This is a genomic window from Microbacterium sp. NPDC089188, from assembly GCF_040685155.1.
GTDB classification, from domain to species: Bacteria; Actinomycetota; Actinomycetes; order Actinomycetales; family Microbacteriaceae; genus Microbacterium; species Microbacterium galbum.
In genome coordinates, this window is sequence record NZ_JBFBHH010000004.1 from 361,755 (window position 1) to 384,734 (window position 22,980).

The 22,980-nt window shown below is 71.1% G+C and carries 21 protein-coding genes and 1 tRNA gene; 7 read left to right on the forward strand and 15 right to left on the reverse strand.

Translation table 11 applies throughout. From position 1 onward, the window contains the following. The first annotated feature begins 179 nt into the window (after positions 1–179). Positions 180–425: a hypothetical protein gene (locus tag AB0N80_RS14840; protein ID WP_363543288.1), complete on the forward strand. Its 246-nt coding sequence runs from the start codon at positions 180–182 to the stop codon at positions 423–425. Between the two features lie 149 nt (positions 426–574). Here AB0N80_RS14840 and holA read toward each other — a convergent pair whose 3' ends face one another. The 5 genes from holA to AB0N80_RS14865 all read right to left on the reverse strand — a co-directional run bounded on the left by holA (position 575) and on the right by AB0N80_RS14865 (position 8,762). After that, a complete protein-coding gene (gene holA / locus AB0N80_RS14845; protein WP_363391806.1) occupies positions 575–1,612 on the reverse strand; it encodes a DNA polymerase III subunit delta in 1,038 nt (345 codons plus the stop codon). 93 nt (positions 1,613–1,705) lie between these two features. After that, on the reverse strand, positions 1,706–4,006 hold the full coding sequence (locus AB0N80_RS14850; protein WP_363579152.1) for a ComEC/Rec2 family competence protein: 2,301 nt from the start codon (positions 4,004–4,006) through the stop codon (positions 1,706–1,708). A gap of 2 nt (positions 4,007–4,008) precedes the next feature. After that, the gene (locus AB0N80_RS14855; RefSeq protein WP_363579154.1) at positions 4,009–4,629 is read right to left on the reverse strand and encodes a ComEA family DNA-binding protein; all 621 of its coding nucleotides are present in this window, start codon (positions 4,627–4,629) and stop codon (positions 4,009–4,011) included. Positions 4,630–4,881: 252 nt separating this feature from the next. Further along, positions 4,882–7,455: a leucine--tRNA ligase gene (gene leuS / locus AB0N80_RS14860; RefSeq protein WP_363391810.1), complete on the reverse strand. Its 2,574-nt coding sequence runs from the start codon at positions 7,453–7,455 to the stop codon at positions 4,882–4,884. Positions 7,456–7,520: 65 nt separating this feature from the next. Beyond that, positions 7,521–8,762, reverse strand: coding sequence for an anthranilate synthase component I family protein (locus AB0N80_RS14865; protein ID WP_363579156.1), 1,242 nt, complete (start codon positions 8,760–8,762; stop codon positions 7,521–7,523). A 42-nt stretch (positions 8,763–8,804) separates the two neighbouring features. On the opposite strand from AB0N80_RS14865, the gene AB0N80_RS14870 reads away from it, so the two are divergent. The 5 genes from AB0N80_RS14870 to AB0N80_RS14890 all read left to right on the forward strand — a co-directional run bounded on the left by AB0N80_RS14870 (position 8,805) and on the right by AB0N80_RS14890 (position 12,461). Next, on the forward strand, positions 8,805–9,485 hold the full coding sequence (locus AB0N80_RS14870; RefSeq protein WP_315995615.1) for a DedA family protein: 681 nt from the start codon (positions 8,805–8,807) through the stop codon (positions 9,483–9,485). A 5-nt stretch (positions 9,486–9,490) separates the two neighbouring features. Next, on the forward strand, positions 9,491–10,522 hold the full coding sequence (locus AB0N80_RS14875) for a phosphatase domain-containing protein (protein WP_363391814.1): 1,032 nt from the start codon (positions 9,491–9,493) through the stop codon (positions 10,520–10,522). A 206-nt stretch (positions 10,523–10,728) separates the two neighbouring features. Beyond that, the gene (locus AB0N80_RS14880; protein ID WP_315995613.1) at positions 10,729–11,439 is read left to right on the forward strand and encodes an SOS response-associated peptidase; all 711 of its coding nucleotides are present in this window, start codon (positions 10,729–10,731) and stop codon (positions 11,437–11,439) included. A gap of 83 nt (positions 11,440–11,522) precedes the next feature. After that, positions 11,523–12,347 (forward strand): 3-methyladenine DNA glycosylase, encoded by an 825-nt coding sequence (locus AB0N80_RS14885; protein ID WP_363579398.1) that lies wholly within the window; start codon positions 11,523–11,525, stop codon positions 12,345–12,347. A gap of 41 nt (positions 12,348–12,388) precedes the next feature. After that, a tRNA-Ala gene (locus tag AB0N80_RS14890) sits at positions 12,389–12,461 on the forward strand. Positions 12,462–12,711: 250 nt separating this feature from the next. Here AB0N80_RS14890 and rsfS read toward each other — a convergent pair. The 9 genes from rsfS to rplU all read right to left on the reverse strand — a co-directional run bounded on the left by rsfS (position 12,712) and on the right by rplU (position 19,483). Further along, positions 12,712–13,092 (reverse strand): ribosome silencing factor, encoded by a 381-nt coding sequence (gene rsfS / locus AB0N80_RS14895; protein ID WP_315995612.1) that lies wholly within the window; start codon positions 13,090–13,092, stop codon positions 12,712–12,714. Then, positions 13,089–14,222: a hypothetical protein gene (locus AB0N80_RS14900; protein ID WP_363579159.1), complete on the reverse strand. Its 1,134-nt coding sequence runs from the start codon at positions 14,220–14,222 to the stop codon at positions 13,089–13,091. The genes rsfS and AB0N80_RS14900 overlap by 4 nt, the downstream gene beginning before the upstream one ends. Further along, positions 14,219–14,815 carry a nicotinate-nucleotide adenylyltransferase gene (nadD, locus tag AB0N80_RS14905; protein ID WP_136585537.1) on the reverse strand — a complete coding sequence of 199 codons (597 nt, stop codon included), beginning with the start codon at positions 14,813–14,815 and terminating at the stop codon, positions 14,219–14,221. Before nadD ends, AB0N80_RS14900 begins: the two co-directional genes overlap by 4 nt. Positions 14,816–14,825: 10 nt before the next feature. Further along, positions 14,826–15,050, reverse strand: coding sequence for a hypothetical protein (locus AB0N80_RS14910; RefSeq protein WP_315995610.1), 225 nt, complete (start codon positions 15,048–15,050; stop codon positions 14,826–14,828). 55 nt (positions 15,051–15,105) lie between these two features. Further along, positions 15,106–16,365, reverse strand: coding sequence for a glutamate-5-semialdehyde dehydrogenase (locus AB0N80_RS14915; protein WP_315995609.1), 1,260 nt, complete (start codon positions 16,363–16,365; stop codon positions 15,106–15,108). Positions 16,366–16,369: 4 nt separating this feature from the next. Continuing rightward, positions 16,370–17,206, reverse strand: a complete 837-nt coding sequence (gene proB, locus AB0N80_RS14920; RefSeq protein WP_315995608.1) for a glutamate 5-kinase — start codon at positions 17,204–17,206, stop codon at positions 16,370–16,372. After that, complete coding sequence (gene obgE, locus AB0N80_RS14925) at positions 17,203–18,747, reverse strand: GTPase ObgE (RefSeq protein WP_363579161.1); 1,545 nt, start codon at positions 18,745–18,747, stop codon at positions 17,203–17,205. The genes proB and obgE overlap by 4 nt, the downstream gene beginning before the upstream one ends. A 151-nt stretch (positions 18,748–18,898) precedes the next feature. Continuing rightward, positions 18,899–19,156: a 50S ribosomal protein L27 gene (gene rpmA / locus AB0N80_RS14930; protein WP_058596273.1), complete on the reverse strand. Its 258-nt coding sequence runs from the start codon at positions 19,154–19,156 to the stop codon at positions 18,899–18,901. 18 nt (positions 19,157–19,174) lie between these two features. Next, positions 19,175–19,483 (reverse strand): 50S ribosomal protein L21, encoded by a 309-nt coding sequence (gene rplU, locus AB0N80_RS14935; protein WP_076675829.1) that lies wholly within the window; start codon positions 19,481–19,483, stop codon positions 19,175–19,177. Between the two features lie 213 nt (positions 19,484–19,696). Between rplU and AB0N80_RS14940 the strand changes: the two genes are divergently transcribed. Next, positions 19,697–19,975 (forward strand): DUF4031 domain-containing protein, encoded by a 279-nt coding sequence (locus AB0N80_RS14940; protein ID WP_315995606.1) that lies wholly within the window; start codon positions 19,697–19,699, stop codon positions 19,973–19,975. A gap of 71 nt (positions 19,976–20,046) precedes the next feature. Here AB0N80_RS14940 and AB0N80_RS14945 read toward each other — a convergent pair whose 3' ends face one another. Next, on the reverse strand, positions 20,047–22,752 hold the full coding sequence (locus AB0N80_RS14945; protein ID WP_363579163.1) for an Rne/Rng family ribonuclease: 2,706 nt from the start codon (positions 22,750–22,752) through the stop codon (positions 20,047–20,049). Positions 22,753–22,980 lie beyond the last annotated feature (228 nt).

Genomic DNA, 22,980 nt, shown 5'->3' on the forward strand with positions numbered 1-22,980 from the left:
CGCTTCAGCGGGGCGGGCTTCGTCGTTCCCGGAGCGAGAGGTTCGGTCCAGCGCATTCGGGGGTCTCGTCGCGTCCGGGATGTCCGCGGCATGTTCAGGCCTGGGCGTACGCGATCTCCTCCTCGCGGCGGAGGCACCCGCGCACCGGCGTTCGTAGCGTGGATGCCGGGAGGTGCAGCATGCAGAGCGAACGAGCGGCGAAGGTCTTCGGCGACCGGGAGGATCCACGGTCCCGGCTGGTGCAGTTGTTCAGCGGTGAGATGCCGGCGGGTGGGCAGCCTCCGGAACCGGCGCTCCGGTGGGCGCGGGCGGTGTCCTCACCGGATGACGATGAGGTGGTCGTGGTTCGCGACCTGCGGCGAGCGGAGCCGCGACTCACGCTCCGGGCGGCGACGTTCCTGGCGCGCCACATCGCGCGGGCGTGATCGGGTGCCGACGCGGCTCGCACTCGAGGACAGGGGATCGTTCCGTGACAGGGGCATCCCGGCCGGATCGGACCTGTCTCCGAACGATGCGCTGTCGTCGCCCGTACCTGAGGCGCTTGCTCACGGGGGCCCCGACGCCGGGCGCCGCCTCAGTCGCCGTACGGCGCGCGCGTGGCGATGACGGTGATCATCCGCTCGAGCGCGAACACGGGGTCGCGCGAGGCGCCCTTGACCTCGGCATCGGCGCGCGCCGTGGCGTGGATCGCCATGCCGAGGGTGTTGCCGGTCCAGCCGACGAGGTCGCGGCGCGCGCGGTCGACCTGCCAGTCCTTCATGCCGAGGCGCTGCGCGGTGGCCGACGACGACTCGCGCGTCCCCGCGACCCGCGCCATGGTGCGCAGCTTCATCGCAACAGCGGCGACGAGCGGCACGGGGTCGGCTCCGGATGCCAGGGCGTGCCGCAGCGCGAGCAGCGCCGGGCCGTACTGCCCGGCGATGGCCGTGTCGGCGACGGTGAACGCCGAGGTCTCGACGCGCCCGCCGTAGTAGCGCTCGACGATGCGCTCGTCGATGTCGCCCGGCACATCGGCGATGAGCTGCTGGCATGCGGCGGCGAGCTCGGTGAGGTCATCGGCGAAAGCGGACACGAGCGAGCGGAGCGCGACGGGGGCGATACGCTTCTGGGCCGCCTTGAACTCGCCGACCGCGAAGTCGAAGCGATCGGAGTCGCGCTTGACGGCGGGGCAGGCGATCTCGATGCCGCTCCCCTGACCCGCGCGGATGCCGTCGAGGAGCTTCTTCCCGCGGACGCTCGCGCCGGTGTGGCGCAGGACGACCGTGGCGCCCTCCTGCGTCTGCGACAGGTACGACACGGCCTCGGTGAGGAACGTGTCGCTGCACTTCTCGACCCCGCTGACGCGGACGAGGCGCGGCTCGCCGAAGAGCGACGGTGACGTGACGGAGAGCAGGGTGCCGGCGGCGTAGTCGTCGGCACGGATGTCGGTGACCTCGAGGCTGGGGTCTTCGCTCTTCAGGAGGGAGCGGATGCCGGCGATGGCACGCTCGGCGCAGACCTCTTCGGGGCCGGAGACCAGCACGATGGGCGCCGGCTGCGGGGCACGCCAGGACACCTGCGGGATGGCCGATTTGGCCTTGGCGGGCGCTGCGCGTCGAGGGGCCGGGGTCACTCCCCCAGCCTACCGATGCCCTCGGACACCGTGGTCGGTCGGCGTCTCAGCGCGTGGCGGCCCGGGTCGAGCGCCGAACGGGCGCCGGTCCGGTCATGCCTCGCGCTGGCGCCACAGCGCGAGTCGTCCTTCATCGTCATGCCAGACGGCGAGGATCCCGCCGGTGTCCGTCCGTGCCGCGATCGTGCCCTCCTTCTGCAGGATGTCGAGCAGACGCGCGGTCGGGTGTCCGTAGGTGTTGTGGGCTCCGACGCCGATGAGCCCGACGGCGGCGTGCAACCGGTGGTAGAGCTCGGCGTCCTGGTCGGCACTACCGTGGTGGGACACCTTCACGATCTCCACCCGCGGCAGCTCGATGCGGCGCAGCAACGCCGCCTGCGGCTCGGCGCCGAGGTCGCCGAGCAGAACGGTACGCGGGAAGTTCTCGCCGGCGACGTCGATCGCGACGCTCGCGGCGTTTCCCGGCTCCATTCCGGGCAGGGGCCCGAGCGCCTGCCACCGCGTGTCGCCCACCTCGCCCGTCATCCCCATCGTGGCGGCGAGGAGCCGCGCCCCACCGGCAGAGAAGCGGTCGAGCAGCTTCTGATCGGTCGACTCTCCCAGGGGGCCGTGGAGCACCAGCGAGGTTCGGCCCACGACCGCTGCCGACCCGCCCACGTGGTCCTCGTCGAAATGCGTCAGCACGACCAGGTCGAGGCGCGCGATGCCGAGGGTCTGCAGGCAGTCCGCGAGCGGTTGCGGGTCCGGCCCCGTGTCGACGAGGGCGACCGCTGCACCGGACCGCCACAGCGTGGCATCGCCCTGCCCGACGTCGCACATAGCCACCTGCCAGGCCACCGGGACGGTGAGCGGCCCGGCCACGGAGCGCACGGTTCCCGTGGCGCCGGACACCCCCACCAGGACCGCGACCATCGCCGTCGCAACGGCGGTCAGGCGCGGCAGCCGCTGAGGGCGGACGATCGCCACGATGATCGCGGCACCGACGACGGCCAGAAGCGCAGCACCCGTGGTCCCGTCCGGCCACGGCAGGTTCTGCGCGGGCACACCGGCGGTCGTGTGCGCGACCGCGGCGATCCAGGCGGCGGGGATCCACGCCAGCACCGTCAGACCATCGCGCAACCAGGGGATGGGGGCGATGCATGCGAGCGCCCCCGCGATCGTCGCCGGCGCCGCGGCCGGATCGGCGAGTGTGTTCGCCACCACCCCGAGCAGCGGAACGTGGGGGTCGATCAGCACGATCAGCGGGCCGCACACGACCTGAGCCGACGAGGGCACCGCCAGCGCCAGAGCGAGGGGTGCCGGCATCCATCGCCCGAGACCGTCGGCGAGCGGGCGCGCCAACACGAGCAGGGCCGCGGTCGCCGCGGCCGACAGGGCGAAGCCGAGCGATCGGCACAGCCACGGGTCGGCGATCAGCAGCGCGGTCGTCGCCCCCGCCAGCACGGCGATGCCGACGGCCGGTCGCCCCAGGGCGACCGCCAGCAGCGCGATCGCACTCATCACCGCGGCTCGGACGACGCTGGGCTCGGGTGTGACCAGGATGACGAACGCGGCCAGGACGGTGAGCGCGCCGACCACCCGGATGCCGCGGCCGACCCCGCACAGGGAGAGGAGACCGAACGCGGACCCCACGACCAAGGCGCAGTTCGCACCCGACACCGCCGTCAGGTGGGACAGGGAGGCGGCGTTCATGGCGGTCTCGGTGGCGCTGTCGAGGCTGGAGGTGTCTCCGACGGCCAGTCCCGGGATGAGGCCCGCCCCCGGTTGCGGCAGGCCGCGAGTCGAGTCGACCAGCCCGTCTCGCAGCTGTTCGAATGTCGCCCAGAGACCTTCGGGCGCAGCCGCCCGCTCGACCTCGGTCACCCGCAGCGCCAGGATCGCGCGGTCGGCGGGATCAGTGGGGATACCCGTTCCCGCGACGACGAGCTCGCTGCCGGGCCCGAGTGCAGCGGCGTCGTCCAGTGTCTCGTAGTCGAGGCCGATCCGGGCCGGGATCAGCCCGCGCACCGCGGTGTCGCCCGCAGCGACGAGGGAGACCGTCGCATCCGCCCACGCCCCGCCCTGGGAACTGCGGGGGAGATGTCCCGTCACGGTCGCCGTGACGCGCAGATGCCGCCCGCCCTCCACCTGCAGATGCGCGACGGCCTCGCGCGTGGGGACGAGGGACGCCACCGTGCTGGCCGAGGCGCCCGCGCAGCCGAGCGCGACAGCGGCGACGACCAGGATCGGATGCCGCACCCGGGTGAGGAGCGCCACCGCTCCGGCCGCGGCCGCCGCAAGGCCCGCCGCGAGAAGGCCGGGATCGGTCAGGACGGTCGCCGCGGCGGCCGCCGCCCACGTGCCCCCCGCCACAGCGACCGGCCGCAGGGACCGCCGCAGCAGTGCCCGCCTCACGTTCACACGTGCACCAGGTCGCGGATGGCGGCCAGCATCTTGTCGCCGATGCCCGGCACCGACAGAAGGTCGTCGACGCTGGTGAACCGTCCGTTCTCCGTCCGCCAGGCGATGATGCGGTCGGCTATCGCGGGCCCCACCCGCGGCAGGGTGTCGAGCTGCTCGGCCGTCGCCGTGTTGAGGTCGATGAGGATGTTCGCGCCTCCCGCGGTCGCCGGCGCGCCCGTCTCCGGAGCGGCACCCGCCACCGGAACGACGATCTGCTCCCCGTCGGTCACCGTGCGGGCGAGATTGACGCCGTCGCGGTCCGCGTCGTCGGCGAACCCGCCGGCCAGCGCGACGGCGTCAGCTACCCGGCCACCGGCATCGAGCCGATAGAGCCCCGCCCGGCGGACGGCACCGGCGACATGGACGTACATGCCGGACGGGACGGGCACGATCGCGCTGCGCGACGGCGACGGGCCGGGCGTGACGGTCTCGGCCCCGGTCGCTGCGCGGAACATCCCGATCCCGATGGTGATGGCGAAGGCCGCCAACACGAGCACGATGACCGCACCGACGCCGAGCTTCCGGCGCGCACCGGACGAGTCGGCATCCGGGGTCTGCACGGGACGGGCGGTCATGCGCTCACGGTAGGCAGGAGCACCGTTCCCGAGTGGGCACGCCGACGGCATCCGTGGACGAGCCCGCCATCTCGCCCCGTGGGGAGGAACCGCCTGAGGCGGAGTTCCCCGACGGCGTCGCCGCTACCGCATCGACGCCGGCCCGCTCACCCGCTCACGAGGCGCCACGGCTCATGCCCCCACCCCGAGAACACCGGATGCCACGCCCCAACGCTCCGGGGAGCGTCAGGACGTGGCATCCGGAGGCGACGATCACTTCGTCGAGAAGCTGACCACCTTCGGCGGGCGCACGACCGCGCGAACAATCTCGCGGTCGCCCAGGGCGCGCAGCACCTTCTCGTCGGCGCGGGCGAGCTTCTCCAGCTCGTCGGCGCCGATCTTGGCCGAGACCTGCAGCGTGCCGCGCACCTTGCCGTCGATCTGCACGACGGCGGTGACGGTGTCTTCGACCAGCAGCGTCGGGTCGGCCTGGCGCCAGGTGACGAGGCCGACGAATCCCTCGTAGCCGAGCGTCTGCCACATCTCCTCCGCGGTGTGCGGGGCGAACAGGTCGAGGGTCATGGCGATGACCTCGGCGGCCTCGCGCACGGCGGGGTCGCTCGCCCCGGCGGACCCGTCGATCGCCTTGCGGGTGGCGTTGACCAGTTCCATGAGACGTGCGACGACGACGTTGAACTTCGTCTGCTCGATGAGGTTCGGCGCCTCGGCCAGCAGGCGGTGGGTCACGCGGCGCAGCGACGCGTCTCCCTCGGCCCAGACGACGTCCGTCTCGCTGTCGACGTCGTGCGCGATGCGCAGGGCGCGGGCGAGGAATTTCGCCGCACCGGTGGTCGAGACGTCGTTCCAGTCCTTGTCGTCCTCGACCGGGCCGGCGAAGGCGAGCGCGACGCGCAGCGCGTCGGCGCCGTGGGCGTCGAGCTCTTCCTGGAACAGCACCAGGTTGCCCTTGCTCTTGGACATCTTCGCGCCGTCGAGGATGACCATGCCCTGGTTGATGAGGCTCGAGAAGGGCTCGGTGAACTCCACCAGGCCCATGTCGAACAGCGCCTTGGTGATGAAACGCGCGTACAGCAGGTGCAGGATCGCGTGCTCGACGCCACCGATGTAGAAGTCGACCGGACCCCACTTCGACGCCTCGCGGGTCGGGAACGCCTCGGTCTCGTTGTTCGGCGACAGGAAGCGCAGGTAGTACCAGGAGCTGTCGACGAAGGTGTCCATCGTGTCGGGGTCGCGCAGCAGCGTCTGCCCCGTCTCGGGGTCGGTGACCTGCACCCACTCGGTCGCCGCCCCCAGGGGCGAGGTGCCCTTGGGCTTGAGGTCGAGACCCTCGACCGAGGGCAGGCGCACCGGCAGCTGGTCGGCGGGCACCGGGGTGATCGAGCCGTCCTCGCCGTGCAGCATCGGGATCGGCGTGCCCCAGTAGCGCTGGCGCGAGATCAGCCAGTCGCGCAGGCGGTACGTCTTGGCCGCGCGGCCGACGCCCTTCGCCTCGAGCTCCTCGATCATGCGGGCGATCGCGTTGCGCTTGCTCAGCCCGTTCAGCGAACCCGAGTTCATCATGCGACCGTCACCGGTCAGCGCGACCCCGGTCTTGACCGGATCGAGGTCATCGACGTCGCCGAGCGGATCGATCGGCACGCCGTCGGCATCCAGCTCGATGACCGGGATCGCCCCGGTGACGGGCGCGTTGGTGTCGACGACCACCTTGACGGGCAGGTCGAAGGCGCGCGCGAAGTCGAGGTCGCGCTGGTCGTGCGCGGGCACGGCCATGACCGCTCCGTGGCCGTAGTCGGCCAGCACGTAGTCGGCGGCCCAGATCGGCAGCTTCTCGCCGTTGACCGGGTTGACGGCGTAGTGCCCCAGGAACACGCCCGTCTTGGGCCGGTCGGTCGACTGACGCTCGATGTCGGTCGCGCGCTGCACCTGCTCCAGATAGGCGCGGAACGTCTCCTGCACCCCCTGATCAGCGGATGCCGCGAGCTCGGCCGCGAGATCGGACTCCGGCGCCACGACGAAGAACGTCGCGCCGTGCAGCGTGTCGGGGCGCGTGGAGAAGACCGTGATCTTGTCGGCGCGCCCCTCGATCTCGAACTCGATGTCGGCACCGACCGAGCGACCGATCCAGTTGCGCTGCATCTGGATGACCTTGCTCGGCCAGAAGCCCTCGAGCTGGTTCAGGTCGTCGAGCAGACGGTCGGCGTAGTCGGTGATGCGCAGGAACCACTGCGTCAGCTTCTTCTTCACCACGACGGCGCCGCTGCGCTCGCTCGTGCCGTCGGGCAGCACCTGCTCGTTGGCGAGCACGGTCTGATCCACCGGGTCCCAGTTGACCAGGGCGTCCTTGCGGTAGGCCAGGCCCTTCTCGTACAACTTCTGGAACAGCCACTGGTTCCAGCGGTAGTACTCGGGGTCGCTCGTGTGCAGCACCCGGCTCCAGTCGAACGAGACGCCGTAGTCCTTCAGGCTCGCCTTCTGCTGGTCGATGTTCGCGTACGTCCACTCGACGGGGTCGGCGCCGCGCTTGATCGCGGCGTTCTCGGCCGGCAGGCCGAAGGAGTCCCACCCGATGGGGTTGAGCACGTTGTAGCCGCGGTGGCGCCAGAAGCGCGCCACGATGTCGGAGTAGAGGTAGTTCTCGGCGTGACCCATGTGCAGGTCGCCCGAGGGGTAGGGGAACATCGCGAGCACGTACTTGCGCGGGCGCGTGTCGTCGTCGCCACCGGCGCGGAAGGGGTCTTTCTCGGCCCAAGCCTGCTGCCACTTCGCCTGGATGGCGTGGGTGTCGAAGCCCCCCTCGCGGGGGTCTGCTGCGGAATTCTGAGACACGGGTGAAGCCAATCGTGAAGGTCGGGAGGCCACGAGGGCCGGCTCCCAGGCTATCGGAGTCCCGGTCACCACCCGGGCGGGACGTCGGCCCCGAGAGCGGCGAGCGGACTGCGGGCCTTGAGCCCCACTTCGGCCACCTCGGATGCCGCGACCGAACGCCACGTGATGCCGCCGCCGGCGCCGACCCAGGCGGCATCCGGTTCCACGACGACGCTGCGGATGACCATGGCGAGGTCGGCGGAGCCGTCGTCGCCGACCCAGCCGAACGCGCCGGAGTACACGCCGCGGGGCGCTCCCTCGAGCCCGGCCAGGATGTCCATCGCCGACTGCTTGGGGGCGCCCGTCATGCTCCCGGCCGGGAAGGTCGCGGACAGGAGCTCCCCGATCGTCGTTCCGGGCAGCAATCTCCCCGACACTTCGCTCACGAGCTGGTGCACGCTCGGGTAGGTCTCCACCTCGAGGAGGCGATCGACGCCGACCGTCGACGGCTCGCACACGCGCGACAGGTCGTTGCGCATCAGGTCGACGATCATGACGTTCTCGGCGCGCTCCTTGGCATCCGTCCGCAGCTCCTCGGCCAGCGCCCGGTCGGTCTCGGCATCGGCGGCGCGGCGCCGCGTGCCCTTGATCGGGTGCGTGTGCACGTCTCCGTCGCGCACGGTGAGGAAGCGCTCGGGTGACACGCTGGCGAGGGCGGTCCCGCCCTGCCGCAGGAATCCCGCGTGATGCGACCCCGACGCCCGGCGCAGACGGCGGAACACGTCGAGCGCATCGACCACTCCCGGCACGGTGAACCGGGTGGTGAGGCACAGCTGGTACGCGTCGCCCTCGCGGATCCGCTCGCGGCACGCGTGGATGAGTTCGGCGTACCGGTCGGGCGAGACACGCGCGGATGCCACGCCCCGGGCCGGCGCGTCCGGAACGGGGTCGGCGGGGGGAACGGAGACGAGGCGCTCCGCCGCCGCCGCGTCGCCGAAGACGAAGAGGCGGCGGGAAGCGTGGTCGAACGCGAGGAACGCGTCCACGCGCAGCCACGCCCCGGCGCCCTCGTACGTGCGCCAGCCGACCCATCCCCCGCGGAAGGCGCCGGCCCCGTCATCGTCGGGTGCGCTCGCCCGCGCCGCATCGACGCCGGAGGGGCCGACCTCCCCCGCCGGGCTCCCCGCCCCCATCCAGCTCCATCCCGTCTCGGCATCGACTCCGGCGTCGAGCCAGAACGCGTGAGCGGCCGTGGCAAAGACGTGGAGGAACACCGCCTCGGGGTCGATCCATGCGTGCCGGGTGAATGGAGAGGCGGAGTGGGGCACGCTCCCAGGCTAGGCGTGCCCGGCGGCTCTAGGCTGAGGGAGGTGAACGAGATCCTCACGTGGCTGCTCGACGTCGTCCAGAACGTCGACCCCGTGTTGCGCACGGTCATCGCCGGTCTGGCGGTCATGCTCGAGACGAGCGTGCTGGTCGGCCTCATCGTCCCCGGCGACACGATGGTCATCGTCGCCGGCACGGCTGTCGCCTCTCCGCTGGAGGGCGTCGTGCTGGCCGCCGCGATCGTGGTGGGGGCGCTCATCGGCGAGAGCTTCGGTTTCTGGCTCGGGCGGTACTTCGGCCCGCGCATCCGTGCGTCGCGCCTGGGGCAGAAACTGGGCGAGCGCAACTGGGACCGCGCCGACCGCTACCTGCGCAGGCGCGGGGGGCCGGCCATCTTCCTCTCGAGATTCCTCCCCGTGCTGCACTCCCTCGTCCCCCTCACGGTGGGGATGAGCGGGTACAGCTACCGCCGGTTCCTCGCGTGGACCACGCCCGCGTGCGTCGTCTGGGCGAGCCTCTACGTCACGGTCGCCGCGGGGGCGGCGGGCACCTACCGCGAGCTCAGCGACCGCATCCATTACGCCGGTTACGTCTTCGTCGGCATCCTCGTCGTCTTCCTCGTGCTGGTCTTCGTGGGCAAGAAGGTCATCGAACGGATGGAACGTCGTCACCTGACCGATGACGGGCACGTCCTGGAATCCGCGGACGGCGACGTGAAAGACTGAGGCGGATGCCTCGCAATCCTCGCGCCAAAGTGCTCTGGTTCGCCCGACTGGAGCGTCGCTTCCACCGCTGGCGCGAACGACGCGCACGCGCCCGCGGCCTCCGTCCCGCCGTCACCGGCTTCCCCGGCTACGGCACCGAGGAATGGGTGCGCGTCCTGGGCCGCGTCCTGATCGCCCCGCCGACCAAGCGCACCTCCACGGGTGAACTCGAGAGCCTCCGCGGGTGGCGCAGCTTCGCGGCCGTTCCGGTGGGCTTCGCGCACGTCACCGTCGTGATCGACGGGGTGACGCACCAGGTCGCCGCCGATCGCGGGGGTGTCATCGACGCGAAGCTCCCCGCCGCGCTCAAGCCCGGCTGGCAGACGGTCACGATGTCGGTCGAGGGCAGCACCCCGGCGGAGGTCCGCGTCTTCATCGTGGGCTCCGACGTGCGCTTCGGCGTGGTCAGCGACATCGACGACACCGTCATGGTGACGGCTCTCCCCCGCCCCCTCCTGGCGGCGTGGAACTCCTTCGTCGTCGACGAGCACGCGCGACAGCCCGTCCCCGGCATGGCGGTCATGCTCGAGCGTCTCACCCGCGAGCACCCGGGTACGCCCGTGGTATACCTCTCGACGGGCGCGTGGAACGTCGCCCCGACGCTCACCCGGTTCATGCGCCGTCACCTGTTCCCGGCGGGTTCGTTCCTGCTGACGGACTGGGGTCCGACGCACGATCGCTGGTTCCGCAGCGGCCGCGACCACAAGGAGCTCAACCTGCGCCGCCTCGCCGCCGAGTTCCCGCACGTGAAGTGGCTGCTGGTCGGAGACGACGGCCAGCACGACGACGCCATCTACACCGGCTTCGCCATCGAGCACCCGCAGAACGTCGAGGCCGTCGCGATCCGCCGCCTCCTGCCCGCCGAGGCCGTGCTCGCCGGTGGTCGCACCGTCGTCGACGATCACTCCGCGGCCGAGGTGCCGTGGGTCACCGGCTCCGACGGGGCCGCCCTGCTCGACCGCCTGGAGGACGTCGGCGTCATCTCCCGCGACGCCTGATCCCGGATGCCGCGGCGCCCCGCGCCGTGCGGAACCTCGAGGAGTCGCGCAGCCTCGGCGGGTCTCGGAGGTAATCGGCGATCCGGTGGTGTGCCGAGAACCCGCACGTCGCGAGACCGTCGGATGCGCGCGGCTCTGCGCTTCGCCGAGAGCGCGGGAAGGGTGACGGTCGCGCCGATGTCGGAGGGTCCGCGTACGGTGGAGGTATGTGCGGTCGATTCGTCGTGGCCAATGTCGCCAGTGAACTCGTGGGGGTGCTGCGCGTCGACGTCGAGGCCGATGACCTGCCTCAGCCGTCGTACAACATCGCTCCCACCTCGCCGGTGGCCATCGTGCTCGACTCGCTCAAGAGCGAGCCGCCGGTGCGCCGCCTCGAAGTGGCCCGCTGGGGTCTCGTGCCGGGCTGGGCGAAAGACCTGAAAATCGGCGCGCGGGCCTTCAACGCCCGCAGCGAAGAGGTCGAAGACAAGCCGATGTTCCGCAACGCGCTCATCAAGCGGCGCGCGATCATCCCGGCATCCGGGTACTACGAGTGGAAGACCACCGAGGCGGGCAAGACGCCGCACTACATCCACCCCGCCGACGGGTCGCCGCTGTTCTTCGCGGGACTCTACGAGTGGTGGAAAGACCCTGCCCGCGCCGAGGACGATCCGGCGCGATGGGTGCTGAGCTGCACGATCCTCACGCGCGACTCCATCGGCCGCCTCGGCTCGATCCACGACCGCATGCCGCTGTTCATGGACCCCGATGTCGCCGATGCGTGGCTCGACCCGACCACCGAGAACGTCGGCGACATCCTCGACGCCGCGATCGATGCGGCCCCCGACGTGGCCGAGACGCTCGACGACCACGTCGTGTCGTCGGCGGTCGGCAACGTGCGCAACGACTCCCCCGAGCTCATCGCCCCCGTCGAATGACCGTGACCATCGACACCGACGCGGTCCTCGCCCGCGACGAATGGACGCCGCTGGCCTCCGCCCACGCTGAGCGCGCGGACGCGATGACCGCCGCGCACCGCGCGCGCGCGAGCCGCGGCGAGAAGCACCCCGTCGAGGACTTCCTGTTCACGTACTACTCGTACAAGCCCGCGATCCTGCGGCGGTGGCATCCGGGACCGGACGTGATCCTGCGAGACGCGGCCGAACGCACCTCCTGGCGCTGGTACCGCGCCGACGGCGACGACGTGCGCGTGGATGCCGCCGGCTTCCGCGCCGACAGGGGCTCGATGTACCGCGGGATCGTGAACCTCCTGCGCGCGACGCGCGATCGCGCCCCGCAGTTCGGGTGCTTCGGTCTGCACGAGTGGGCGATGGCCTACCGTGCCGACGAGGTGCGCCACGCCGTTCCGCTGCGGTTGGGCCGTGCCGGCACCGACGCGGTGGTCGACGCGCATGACCTCACGTGCACCCACTTCGACGCGTTCCGATTCTTCACCCCCGACGCCGTGCCGCTCAACCGCCGTACGCTGCGGCGCGACGATCAGGTGGAGTGGGAGCAGCCGGGCTGCCTGCACGCCGGCATGGACGTCTACAAGTGGGCGGTCAAGCTCGGCCCTCTCGTCCCCGGCTCCGTGCTCCTCGACGCGTTCGCACTCGCCCGCGACATCCGCACCCTCGACATGGAAGCGTCGCCGTACGACCTCACCGACTGGGGCTACGACGCGGTGGCCATCGAAACGCCGAAGGGCAAAGCCGCGTACGTCGCGCGACAGCGCGCGCTCAGCGCCCGTGGTCAGGAGCTTCGACAGCGACTGCTGGCTGCCGTGACGTCGTCCGACGACACGCCCGGCGGCGTCGATTTTCCTCGTCTGCGATCCGTGTTGTAAGCTCATGGAGTTGCCTCAAACGGGGCGGAAAACAAAAATACGGGCCTGTGGCGCAGCTGGTAGCGCACCTGCATGGCATGCAGGGGGTCAGGGGTTCGAGTCCCCTCAGGTCCACCCGGTAGAGAAAGCCCCCGCTTCGGCGGGGGCTTTCCTGGTTGCGGCGGCGTTCCCGCCAGTCGCCCTCTCCCTGCCGCCTAGCTTCCCGGGACGCCTCGGGAATCGGGGCGATCCGGATCCCGGCATCCGATCTCGATGCCTGAACGGATGCCGATCCGGGGCCTTTCGAAGGGCACGTCGGCTCGCCCGCTCCGGCCACACGAAAACGCCCCCTGCCGATCGGCAGAGGGCGATGTTCGCGGCGTGGTCACTCGGACGCGGTCGCGGGGGTGGGCAGCTCGATCGGGATGACCGGGCAGTCCTTCCACAGACGCTCGAGACCGTAGTAGACGCGCTCCTCCTCGTGGAACACGTGCACGACCAGATCACCGAAGTCGAGGAGGACCCAGCGGGACTCCTGGCGGCCCTCGCGGCGCAGGCGCTTGTGGCCGGCCTCGAGCAGCTTCTCTTCGATTTCGTCGGCGATCGCCGCGACGTTGCGCTCGTTGCGGCCGGTGACGAGCAGGAACACGTCGACCAGCGGAAGAGGCTCAGACACGTCGAGGGCGACGATGTCGTCGCCGCTCTTGGAGTCGGCGGCGAGAGCGGCGATCTGCGCCATCTCCCGCCCGTTGTCGGTGGCTGTCATCGGAAGACTCCTGTCGTGAAGGCGAGCACGAGAGTGACGGCCACCGCCAGCGCGAGGGCGCCGGTCGTGATGATGAGGCCGACGAGGAGCTTGCTCCCCTTCTCGGGCGCCGGGGGGCGAATGATCTCGCCGGGTTGCTTGACGGTGCTGATCGCGGCGCTGGCGGCGATCGGCGTGGGGGACGAGGCGGGCGGGAGCTCGCCGTCGAGGAGCACCGCGTCGGCGTCACGGCCGTCGGTGGTGCCGGGTGCGTGGCCGACGGATCCGAGCCCCTCGGGGAGCGCGAAGGTGCCGGTGATCATGATCTCGCCCGTGCCGTTGATGGGGCCGACCAGCGGCACGCCGGTCGGGGTCTGCGACAGGATCAGTGCGTTCGGGGTGGAGACGGCGCCCGTGGCGCCGGTGTTGCGCGAGATGAGCTGATCGAACGACGCCGGCAGGCTGATGTCGGGCGTCTGCCCGTCGAGCAGGTCGGAGCCCAGTGCCGGATTGACCACCGACGGCGCGGGCGCTTCCTCGGTGGTCGCGACCGGGCTCTCGTCCGTCTCGGAGGCGGCGGGACGGAAGATCGCGGGAGGCGCGGTCTCCTCGGCGACCGGGGCCTGCGGGGCGGCCTGGCGGGGCTGCGCGGGCTCGAGGTCGGAACTGATGATCGGAACGGCCGCCGTGCGGATCTTCTCCTGCGCGCGCGCCTGGCGTCGGGTCAGACCCGACACACCGAACTCGGCGCCCGCGTCGGCGAAGGGCGAGTCGAATACTGCGGGCCGCAGGGCGGGGGTGGCCGGTTCTTCGGCGGGTGCCGGGACGGAGGCCTCCTCCTCGGCGGGGGCCTCCTCGACCGGCGTGTTCTCGACGGAGGGCTCCTGGGCGGGCGTGCCCACGGCGCCGTCGTCCACGACGTCACCCGCGGAATCGGCGGTCGACTCGTCACCCGCGGAGCCGTTGGCCGCCTCGTCGCCCGCGGCGGCGGGCACTGCGTCGATGACCTCAGCGGGTGCGGAGGTCGCGGCATCCGGAGCCTGTTCGCCCTCGGGCTGCGGCGGGATGATCGGGGTCGCGCCGGTTTGACGCAGCTCGCGCAGCTGACGACGGGTCAGGGCGGGCGTCTCTGGGGTCTCGGAAGAGCTCATGCCTTACTCCGGTAGAGGTGATGCTTCGCGATGTACTGCACGACGCCGTCGGGCACGAGGTACCACACCGGGTGTCCTCGGCGCACACGCGCGCGGCAGTCTGTGGACGAGATCGACAACGCCGGGATCTCCAGCTGGCTCACGTTCTCGGAGGGGAGTCCCTCCGTGGTGAGCACATGACCCGGACGCGAGACGGCGACGAAATGCGCCAGGTCCCACAGCTCCTGGTGATTGCGCCAGCTGAGGATCTGCGCGACCGCGTCGGCTCCGGTGATGAAGAAGAGCTCGGCGCCGGGGCGTTGCTCCTGCAGGTCGCGCAACGTGTCGATCGTATAGGTGGGGCCCGCGCGATCGATGTCGACGCGGCTCACGGTGAACTGCGGATTGGATGCCGTCGCGATCACCGTCATGAGATAGCGATGCTCGCTCTCGGTGACGTCGTCTTTCTGCCAGGGACGACCCGTGGGCACGAAGACGACCTCGTCGAGATCGAACGATTGCGCGACCTCACTGGCCGCGACGAGGTGACCGTGATGGATGGGATCGAACGTCCCACCCATGACCCCGATACGAGGGGCGCGCGTCACCGACATACGGTGGCCCTCAGTGGCCGTGGGCCTCGGGCGTGGGCGTGCCGTGCTTCTGCGTGTAGGCCGCGGCCTTGTGCGCGTGACGGTTGGACACGTTGCGGTACGACAGCGTGACCAGGCTCAGCGAGACGAAGACGACGAAGGCCACCACGCCGTACCAGAAGGTCGAGGCCTGGACGTTGCCCCCGTGGTGGGCGCCCTCTTCAGCGGCCTGGGCGAGAAGTGACACGAAAGTCATCAGTGCTCCGTTCGAAAGATCCGCGCATCGCAACGCGCGTTGCCATTTTAGGCGGTCAGGCGCGCACCTGGCCGTCGCCGCGCCCGAGCCACTTGGTGCTCGTCAGCTCGGCGAGACCCATGGGTCCGCGGGCGTGCAGTTTCTGGGTGGAGATGCCGACCTCGGCGCCGAAGCCGAACTCGCCTCCGTCGGTGAAACGCGTGGATGCGTTCACGAGCACCACGGCGGAGTCGACCTCCGCCAGGAACCGGTCGGCGGCGGCCTGGTCGGCCGTGACGATGGACTCCGTGTGCTGGGTCGAATAGCGACGGATGTGCGCGAGAGCCTCGTCGAGGTCGTCGACCACGCGCACCGCGAGGTCGAGCGTCCCGTACTCGCGCGCCCAGTCGTCGTCGGTGGCGGCCACGACTCGGTCGTCGTGCGCGCGGGTGGCGTCGTCGCCGTGCACGGTCACCCCGGCGTCGGAGAGGGATGCCAGCAGCTCGGGCAGCAGACGGTCGGCGGCGTCGCGATGAACGAGGACCGTCTCGACGGCGTTGCACACGCTCGGCCGCTGCACCTTGGCGTTCAGGACGATGTCGCGCGCCCAGTCGTCACGCGCCGTGGCGTCGAGGAAGACGTGCACCACGCCCGCGCCGGTCTCGATCACGGGGACGGTGGACTCGGTCACCACGGTCTCGATGAGCGAAGCGCTCCCCCGCGGCACGAGGACGTCGACGAGACCGCGAGCATTCATGAGCGCGCGCGCACCGTCTCGCCCGAAGTCGTCGACACTCTGGATCGCCTCGGGGTCGACGCCCTGGGCGCTCAGTGCATCGCGCATGACCCGGACGAGCGTGGCGTTGCTGCTCTGCGCCGCTGAACCGCCCCGCAGGACGACGGCGTTGCCTGAGCGCAGCGCGAGCGACGCGATGTCGACGGTCACGTTCGGGCGCGCCTCGTAGATCGAGCCGACGACGCCGAACGGCACGGCGACCTTCTGCAGCGCGAGACCGTTGGGGAGCGTGCGCGTGTCGAGCACGCGACCCACCGGGTCGGGGAGCTCGGCGACCGCGCGGACGGCGGCGGCCAGCGCCGCGACGCGCCCCGCGTCGAGGCGCAGACGGTCGAGCAGCGACTCGCCGATGGCATCCGTCCGACCGCGCTCGAGATCGTCGGCGTTGGCCGCGACGATCTCGGCGGAGGCCTCGTCGATGGCGTCCGCGACGGCGACGAGCAGCGCGCTCTTGCGCGCCGAGTCGAGCAGCGCGATCTCGCGCGCGGCGTCTTTGGCCAGACGCAGGCGCTCGTCGACGGAGGCGGCGATCACGGTCATGGGCTCAGTGTACCGGCGCGCTCACGGCGCCCACGGGGCCCGTGGCCAGGGTGACGGGATCGGGGTTCGGAGCGAACCAGGTGCCCACCGCGTCTCCCGCGAGGGCGGATGCCACGAGGTCGGCGCTCGTGACGAGCACACCGACGCCGGCGGTCGACGCGAGCTTCGCCGCGGACGCCTTCGTGGCCGCTCCCCCGGTGCCGACACCGTTGACGACCCCGGCACCGAACTCGAAGTCGGAGAGATCGTCGCCCCAGGCCACATCGGTGATCGGGCGGGCGCCCGGCTCGCTCGGCGGGCGGGTGAAGAGGGTTTCGATGTCGCTCAGCAGCACCAGGGCGTCGGCACCGATGAGCTGGGCCACGAGGGCTGCGAGCCGATCGTTGTCGCCGAAGCGGATCTCGTGGGTGGCGACGGTGTCGTTCTCGTTGACGATGGGCAGGATGCCGAGACCGAGCAGCCGCTCCATGGCACGCCGAGCGTTGGAGCGGTGCGTGGCGTTCTCGAGGTCGCCGGCGGTCAGCAGCACCTGCCCGGCCAGCAGTCCGAACCGGTCGAGCGAGGTCTGGTAGCGCCACATGAGCACGTTCTGGCCCACGGCGGCGGCCGCCTGCTGCGTCGCGAGGTCGTTCGGCCGCCCCTCCAGGTCGAGCAGGGGCAGGGCGGTGGCGATCGCGCCCGACGACACGAGGACCACCTCGGTGCCGCTTCCGTGGGCGCGGGACAGCGCGTCGACGATCGTGTCGATGCGGTGAGCGCCGTCGCCGCTGATCGACGACGACCCGACCTTGACCACGACGCGGGATGCGCCGGGGATATCGGCGCGGGTCGTCGCGGTCACCGCTCCTCGTCCTCGGACGTCAGGGCGGACGAGTCGCCGTCGGGCGAGATCCCCGCGGCACGCGCCGCACGGCGCTCGGCCTCGAGCTCGGCGCGGGCGTCGGCCTTGGCATCCATTCGCTCGTGATACTGCTCGCGACGCTCCGAGGAGGTGCGGCGGTTGTTCTGCACCAGGCGGGGGTCGGTTCCGCGCGGCGCGGTCATGAGCTCCGCGGCGGAGGTGAGCGTGGGCTCCCAGTCGAAGACGATGCCGTCGCCGGGCCCGATGACGACCGTCGCACCGGCGACCGCGCCGGCGCGGAAGAGACCGTCTTCGACGCCCAGACGGGCGAGGCGGTCGGCGAGATAACCCACCGCCTCCTCGTTCTGGAAGTCGGTCTGCTGCACCCACTTGACCGGCTTGTCGCCGAGGATGCGGTAAAGGGGGCCGTACGTGCCGCCCTCCACCTTGATCTCGAAGTCCTTCTCCGCGCCCTTGGGACGGATGACGACCCGCTCGGCGGGAGCGTCGTCGATGGTGGCGAGGCGGTGCTGCTCCACGATGTCGCCGAGGGCGAACGTGAGCTCGCGCAGACCCGCGCGGCTGACGGTGGAGATCTCGAAGACCCGGAAGCCGCGCGCCTCGATGTCGGGACGGACGAAGTCCGCGAGCTCGTGCGCCTCGGGCACGTCGATCTTGTTGAGCACGACGATCTGCGGGCGCTCGAGCAGCGGCACCTGACCCTCGGGCACCGGGTAGGCAGCGAGCTCCGCGAGGATGATGTCGAGGTCGCTCAGCGGATCGCGGCCCGGGTCGAGCGTCGCGCAGTCGAGCACGTGGACCAGCGCCGTGCACCTCTCGACGTGACGCAGGAACTCGAGCCCCAGACCCTTGCCCTCGCTCGCGCCCTCGATGAGGCCGGGTACGTCGGCGATCGTGTACCGCGCATCGCCCGCCTGCACCACGCCCAGGTTGGGGTGGAGGGTGGTGAAGGGATAGTCGGCGATCTTGGGCCGCGCGGCGGAGACCGCGGCGATGAGGCTCGACTTGCCGGCGGACGGGAAGCCGACCAGCGCCACGTCGGCCACGGTCTTCAGCTCGAGGACGACATCGCCCTCCCAGCCGGGGGTGCCGAGCAGGGCGAAGCCGGGGGCCTTTCGCTTCGGCGAGGCCAGGGCCGCATTGCCGAGACCGCCCAGGCCGCCGGGCGCGGCGACGAAGCGCATGCCGGGGCTGAGCATGTCGACCAGCACGTTGCCGTCGGGGTCTTTCACCACGGTGCCGAGCGGGACGGGGAGTTCCTGGTCCTCGCCCAAGGCGCCCGAGCGGTGATCGCCCATACCGAAACCGCCGTTGCCCGCGGAGCGGTGCGGCGAGTGGTGGTACGACAGCAGGGTCGTCACCTGCGGGTCGGCGACGAGCACGACGTCGCCGCCGCTGCCGCCGTTCCCGCCGTCGGGACCGGCCAGCGGCTTGAACTTCTCACGGCGCACCGAGACGCAGCCGTTGCCGCCCTTGCCCGCACGCAGGTGCAGGGTCACGCGGTCGACGAAGGTGACCATGGCGGGTCCTTCCGGGTGGGCGGCGGCGGGGCCGACGCGGCGGAGACGGGGATGCCGTCGGTGCAGGCGGGGTTCGGGTCAGCCGTGCACGGGAAAAAAGACGAGGGGGCGGGCAGTGCCCACCCCCTCGGAAGCGCCGGAGCGCTGAGGATTACTCCGCAGCAGCGACGATGTTGACGACCTTGCGGCCGCCCTTGTTGCCGAACTCGACCGCACCGGCGGCCAGAGCGAACAGCGTGTCGTCGCCACCACGACCGACGTTGGCGCCGGGGTGGAAGTGCGTGCCGCGCTGGCGGACGAGGATCTCGCCGGCGTTGACGGCCTGGCCGCCGAAGCGCTTCACGCCGAGGCGCTGTGCGTTGGAGTCACGACCGTTGCGGGTGGAGCTTGCGCCCTTTTTGTGTGCCATCTCTGCGTCTCCTGGCTCTTACTTGATGCCGGTGATCTTGACGCGCGTGAGGTCCTGACGGTGGCCCTGGCGCTTCTTGTAGCCGGTCTTGTTCTTGAACTTCTGGATCACGATCTTCGGACCGCGCTCCTCGCCGAGCACCTCGGCCGTGACCGAGACCTTCGCGAGCTTGTCGGCGTCGGTCGTGACCGCGTCGCCGTCGACGAACAGGACGGCGGGCAGCTGGATGCTCTCGCCGACCTTCGCCTTCTGGCGGTCGAGCACGACGACCGTGCCGACCTGGACCTTCTCCTGGCGGCCGCCGGCGCGCACAACTGCGTAAACCACTTCACACCTGTTTTCGTTCGGGAGCGCACGGCTCCGGTTGTCTGATGACGTCGGAGGGTCTGACGACCCAAGTCTCGGTGCGATCCGGCCGACGAAAGTCAGCGGGGTCACGCTCCGATGAGAGCGGACGCGACGCACCAAGGGTCAAGTTTAGCTCACCCGGGAGGATCCGGCAAAAGCATCCGCCCCGCGTGTCGACCGTAGGATCGCGGGATGGCGATCCTCATCGACGACCCGCAGTGGCCCGCGCACGGACGGCTGTGGGCACACCTGGTGAGCGACAGCGACCTCGACGAGCTGCACGCCTTCGCCGCCGCCGCCGGCATCCCTCCGCGCGCCTTCGATCTCGACCACTACGACGTGCCCGATGAGCGGCACGCCGACCTCGTCGCCGCGGGTGCCCAGCACGTGGGCGGCAAGGAGCTCGTGCGCCGCCTGCGCGCCTCGGGGCTGCGCATCACCGCGCGCGAGCGGCGTCGCCCCCACGAGTGAGGTGCCGGACGCGCCCTCCGCAGACGAGCGGGAGTGACACGTCCGACACCTCGATGACGGATGCCGGGAGCTCAGGCGTCGGCGGGCGGCTGCGCGTTCACCGGGGTGCCGGTGAGGGCGGCCGTGGTCACGCGCCGACGTGAACGACCCTGTCCCGGGGCCTTGGGCTCGGGAAGCGCCTCGAGCACGGACTCGAGGAGAGCGTCCTTCTCGGTGCGGGGGGCCTTGGGCTCGCGCTTCTTGCGCGGACGCTTCTCGCGCGCCGGTGCCGCGGGGGCCTCGGACTCCGACTTGGCCTCGAGAACGGCCTCCACCGAGGCGACGACCGCGGCTTCGACGACCGCCGGGTCGTCGATGGTGGGCTTCACGGTGGATGCCGCGATCTGCGCGAGCGCGGACTTCACCCCCTCGGTGATGACGTGCGTTCCGCCCGCCTGCGCGGCGGCTGCCCCGGTGTTGCCGCCGTTGCCGCCGTTCTGCGGCGAGCCGTTTCCGTTGCCGCCGTTCTGGCCGTTGCCGTTCTGTCCGTTTCCGCCGCGACCGCGTCGGTTCGACGAACCGCCGTTGCCGTTACCGCCGCCGTTGCCGCCCGCCGATCCCGTGGCGCGATGGCGCACCACGGGATCGTGGTGCACGATGACGCCACGGCCGGCGCACACTTCGCACGCCTCGCTGAAGGTCTCGAGCAGGCCGAGGCCGAGCTTCTTGCGCGTCATCTGCACCAGGCCGAGCGAGGTGACCTCGGCGACCTGGTGCTTCGTGCGGTCACGGCTCAGGCACTCGATGAGGCGTCGGAGCACGAGGTCGCGGTTGGACTCCAGGACCATGTCGATGAAGTCGACGACGATGATGCCGCCGATGTCGCGCAGGCGGAGCTGACGGACGATCTCCTCGGCGGCCTCGAGGTTGTTCTTCGTGACGGTCTCTTCGAGATTGCCGCCCGAACCGACGAACTTGCCGGTGTTGACGTCGACGACCGTCATCGCCTCCGTGCGGTCGATGACGAGCGAACCGCCCGAGGGCAGCCACACCTTGCGGTCGAGAGCCTTCTCGATCTGCTCCGTGACGCGGAACGCGTCGAACGGGTCCTGCTCGCCCTCGTACTTCTCGACCCGCTCGAGCAGGTCGGGGGCGACGCCCTGGAGGTACGACGAGATCGTCTGCAGCGCCTCGTCGCCCTGGATGAGCATGCGCGTGAAGTCCTCGTTGAAGACGTCGCGCACGATCTTGACGAGCAGATCGGGCTCGGAGTGCAGCAGGGCCGGGGCCTGGATCGTCTTGACCTGGCTCGACACGTGCTCCCACTGCGAGGTGAGGCGCTGCACGTCGAGGGTGAGCTGCTCCTCGGTGGCGCCTTCGGCGGCGGTGCGCACGATCACGCCCGAGGACTCGGGGAGCACCTCCTTCAGGATCTTCTTCAGACGGGCGCGCTCGGTGTCGGGGAGCTTCCGCGAGATGCCGTTCATCGTGCCGTTCGGCACGTAGACCAGGTAGCGGCCGGGCAGCGAGATTTGGCTCGTCAGGCGTGCACCCTTGTGGCCCACGGGATCCTTCGTGACCTGCACGAGCACGCGGTCGCCCGACTTGAGCGCCAGCTCGATGCGGCGGGGCTGGTTGTTGGTCTCGACGCCATCCCAGTCGACCTCGCCGGAGTACAGCACCGCGTTGCGGCCACGGCCGATGTCGACGAACGCCGCCTCCATGCTCGGGAGCACGTTCTGCACGCGACCGAGGTAGACGTTGCCGATGAGCGAGGCGTCCTGGTTGCGGGCGACGTAGTGCTCGACGAGCACGTTGTCCTCGAGCACGGCGATCTGGATGCGACCCGCCTTCGAGCGCACGACCATGACGCGGTCGACGGCCTCGCGGCGGGCGAGGAACTCCGCCTCGGTCACCACGGGCCGGCGGCGGCCGGCCTCGCGTCCGTCGCGGCGACGCTGCTTCTTGGCCTCGAGACGCGTGGAGCCCTTGATGCGCTGCGGCTCGGTGATGACCTCGACCGCGCGCTGGCGGACGGGGGCGGCGGGAGCCTCAGGGGCGTCATCGGCGGCGCCGGTGCCCGCTCCCCCACGGCGGCGGTTGCGTCGACGGGCGTTGGACGAACCGCGCTCGGCGGGACCCTCATCGTCGCGGTCGTCGCGATCCCACGACTCCTCGCGGACGGGCAGCGGCGGGAGCGCGGGAGCGTAGAAGTGCAGAGCGGTCGAGACGGCCGACACGAAGTTCTCGGGCAGAAGGCCGAGCGACACCGCCGTCGGGCGCGCGGGTTTCTCGGTCTCGGCGGACTTCTCCGGCTCCACCGCGACGGCCTCTTCGGCCTTCGCGAGCTTCTCGGGGGCGGGCTCCGCGGAGGCGGGCTCCTCGAGGGCGGCAGTCGCCTCGGCGGTCGAAGAGGTGCCGCTCCGCTCGACGAGCGCGTCGGCGGGGGCGTCGGAGTCGCCGCCGATGGCGACATCGTCTGCCGAGACGGCGGACGGGTCGACCGGAGCCTCCGCGTCGGCCTCGCCCTCGGGCTGCTCGCCCGTGGCGGCGTCGCCCGTGGCGGTGTCGCCCGTGGCGGTGTCGCCCTCGAGCACGGCCGGCGCCCGGGTGTCCTCGGCGGCGGCATGCGCGGCATCCTGGACCGCAGCCTCTTCCTCGTCGACACCGGAGGTCGCGGCAGGCGTGGTATCGGCGGGGTCGGACGTGGCGACCGCCTCGGTCTCGCGGGTCTCGGTCTCGGGGTTCTCGATCGGCGCCTGCTCGGCGGGGGTCTGATCGTCGGTCACTTCGGCCATTCGGGGTTCTCCCTGGCGGGCGACACCGCGCGTCGCCCGACGAAATCTCATGCAGCGCCGCACCCGGCGGGGCTGCGAACTCACTCGGTCTGCAGCAGGCCTGCGGCTCGTGCTGCGAAGGGCGGTCATCGCCCGAAGTCTTCTGGGTGATGTTCCTGCGGCGCGGCCGCGGTCACATCAGCTTTCATTATCGCACGGACCGGCGAAACAGCCAGCGGACGGGCCCGT

Bases quoted from the DNA above. Each gene is read 5' to 3' on its own strand.
- rpmA (WP_058596273.1), bottom strand. From the start codon at position 19,156: ATGGCACACAAAAAGGGCGCAAGCTCCACCCGCAACGGTCGTGACTCC.
- obgE (WP_363579161.1), bottom strand. From the start codon at position 18,747: ATGGTCACCTTCGTCGACCGCGTGACCCTGCACCTGCGTGCGGGCAAG.
- AB0N80_RS14855 (WP_363579154.1), bottom strand. From the start codon at position 4,629: ATGACCGCCCGTCCCGTGCAGACCCCGGATGCCGACTCGTCCGGTGCG.
- AB0N80_RS14900 (WP_363579159.1), bottom strand. From the start codon at position 14,222: ATGAGCTCTTCCGAGACCCCAGAGACGCCCGCCCTGACCCGTCGTCAG.
- AB0N80_RS14940 (WP_315995606.1), top strand. From the start codon at position 19,697: ATGGCGATCCTCATCGACGACCCGCAGTGGCCCGCGCACGGACGGCTG.
- AB0N80_RS14875 (WP_363391814.1), top strand. From the start codon at position 9,491: ATGCCTCGCAATCCTCGCGCCAAAGTGCTCTGGTTCGCCCGACTGGAG.
- nadD (WP_136585537.1), bottom strand. From the start codon at position 14,815: ATGTCGGTGACGCGCGCCCCTCGTATCGGGGTCATGGGTGGGACGTTC.
- rsfS (WP_315995612.1), bottom strand. From the start codon at position 13,092: ATGACAGCCACCGACAACGGGCGGGAGATGGCGCAGATCGCCGCTCTC.
- AB0N80_RS14880 (WP_315995613.1), top strand. From the start codon at position 10,729: ATGTGCGGTCGATTCGTCGTGGCCAATGTCGCCAGTGAACTCGTGGGG.
- AB0N80_RS14885 (WP_363579398.1), top strand. From the start codon at position 11,523: ATGACCGCCGCGCACCGCGCGCGCGCGAGCCGCGGCGAGAAGCACCCC.
- AB0N80_RS14945 (WP_363579163.1), bottom strand. From the start codon at position 22,752: ATGGCCGAAGTGACCGACGATCAGACCCCCGCCGAGCAGGCGCCGATC.
- AB0N80_RS14915 (WP_315995609.1), bottom strand. From the start codon at position 16,365: ATGACCGTGATCGCCGCCTCCGTCGACGAGCGCCTGCGTCTGGCCAAA.
- AB0N80_RS14840 (WP_363543288.1), top strand. From the start codon at position 180: ATGCAGAGCGAACGAGCGGCGAAGGTCTTCGGCGACCGGGAGGATCCA.
- AB0N80_RS14910 (WP_315995610.1), bottom strand. From the start codon at position 15,050: ATGACTTTCGTGTCACTTCTCGCCCAGGCCGCTGAAGAGGGCGCCCAC.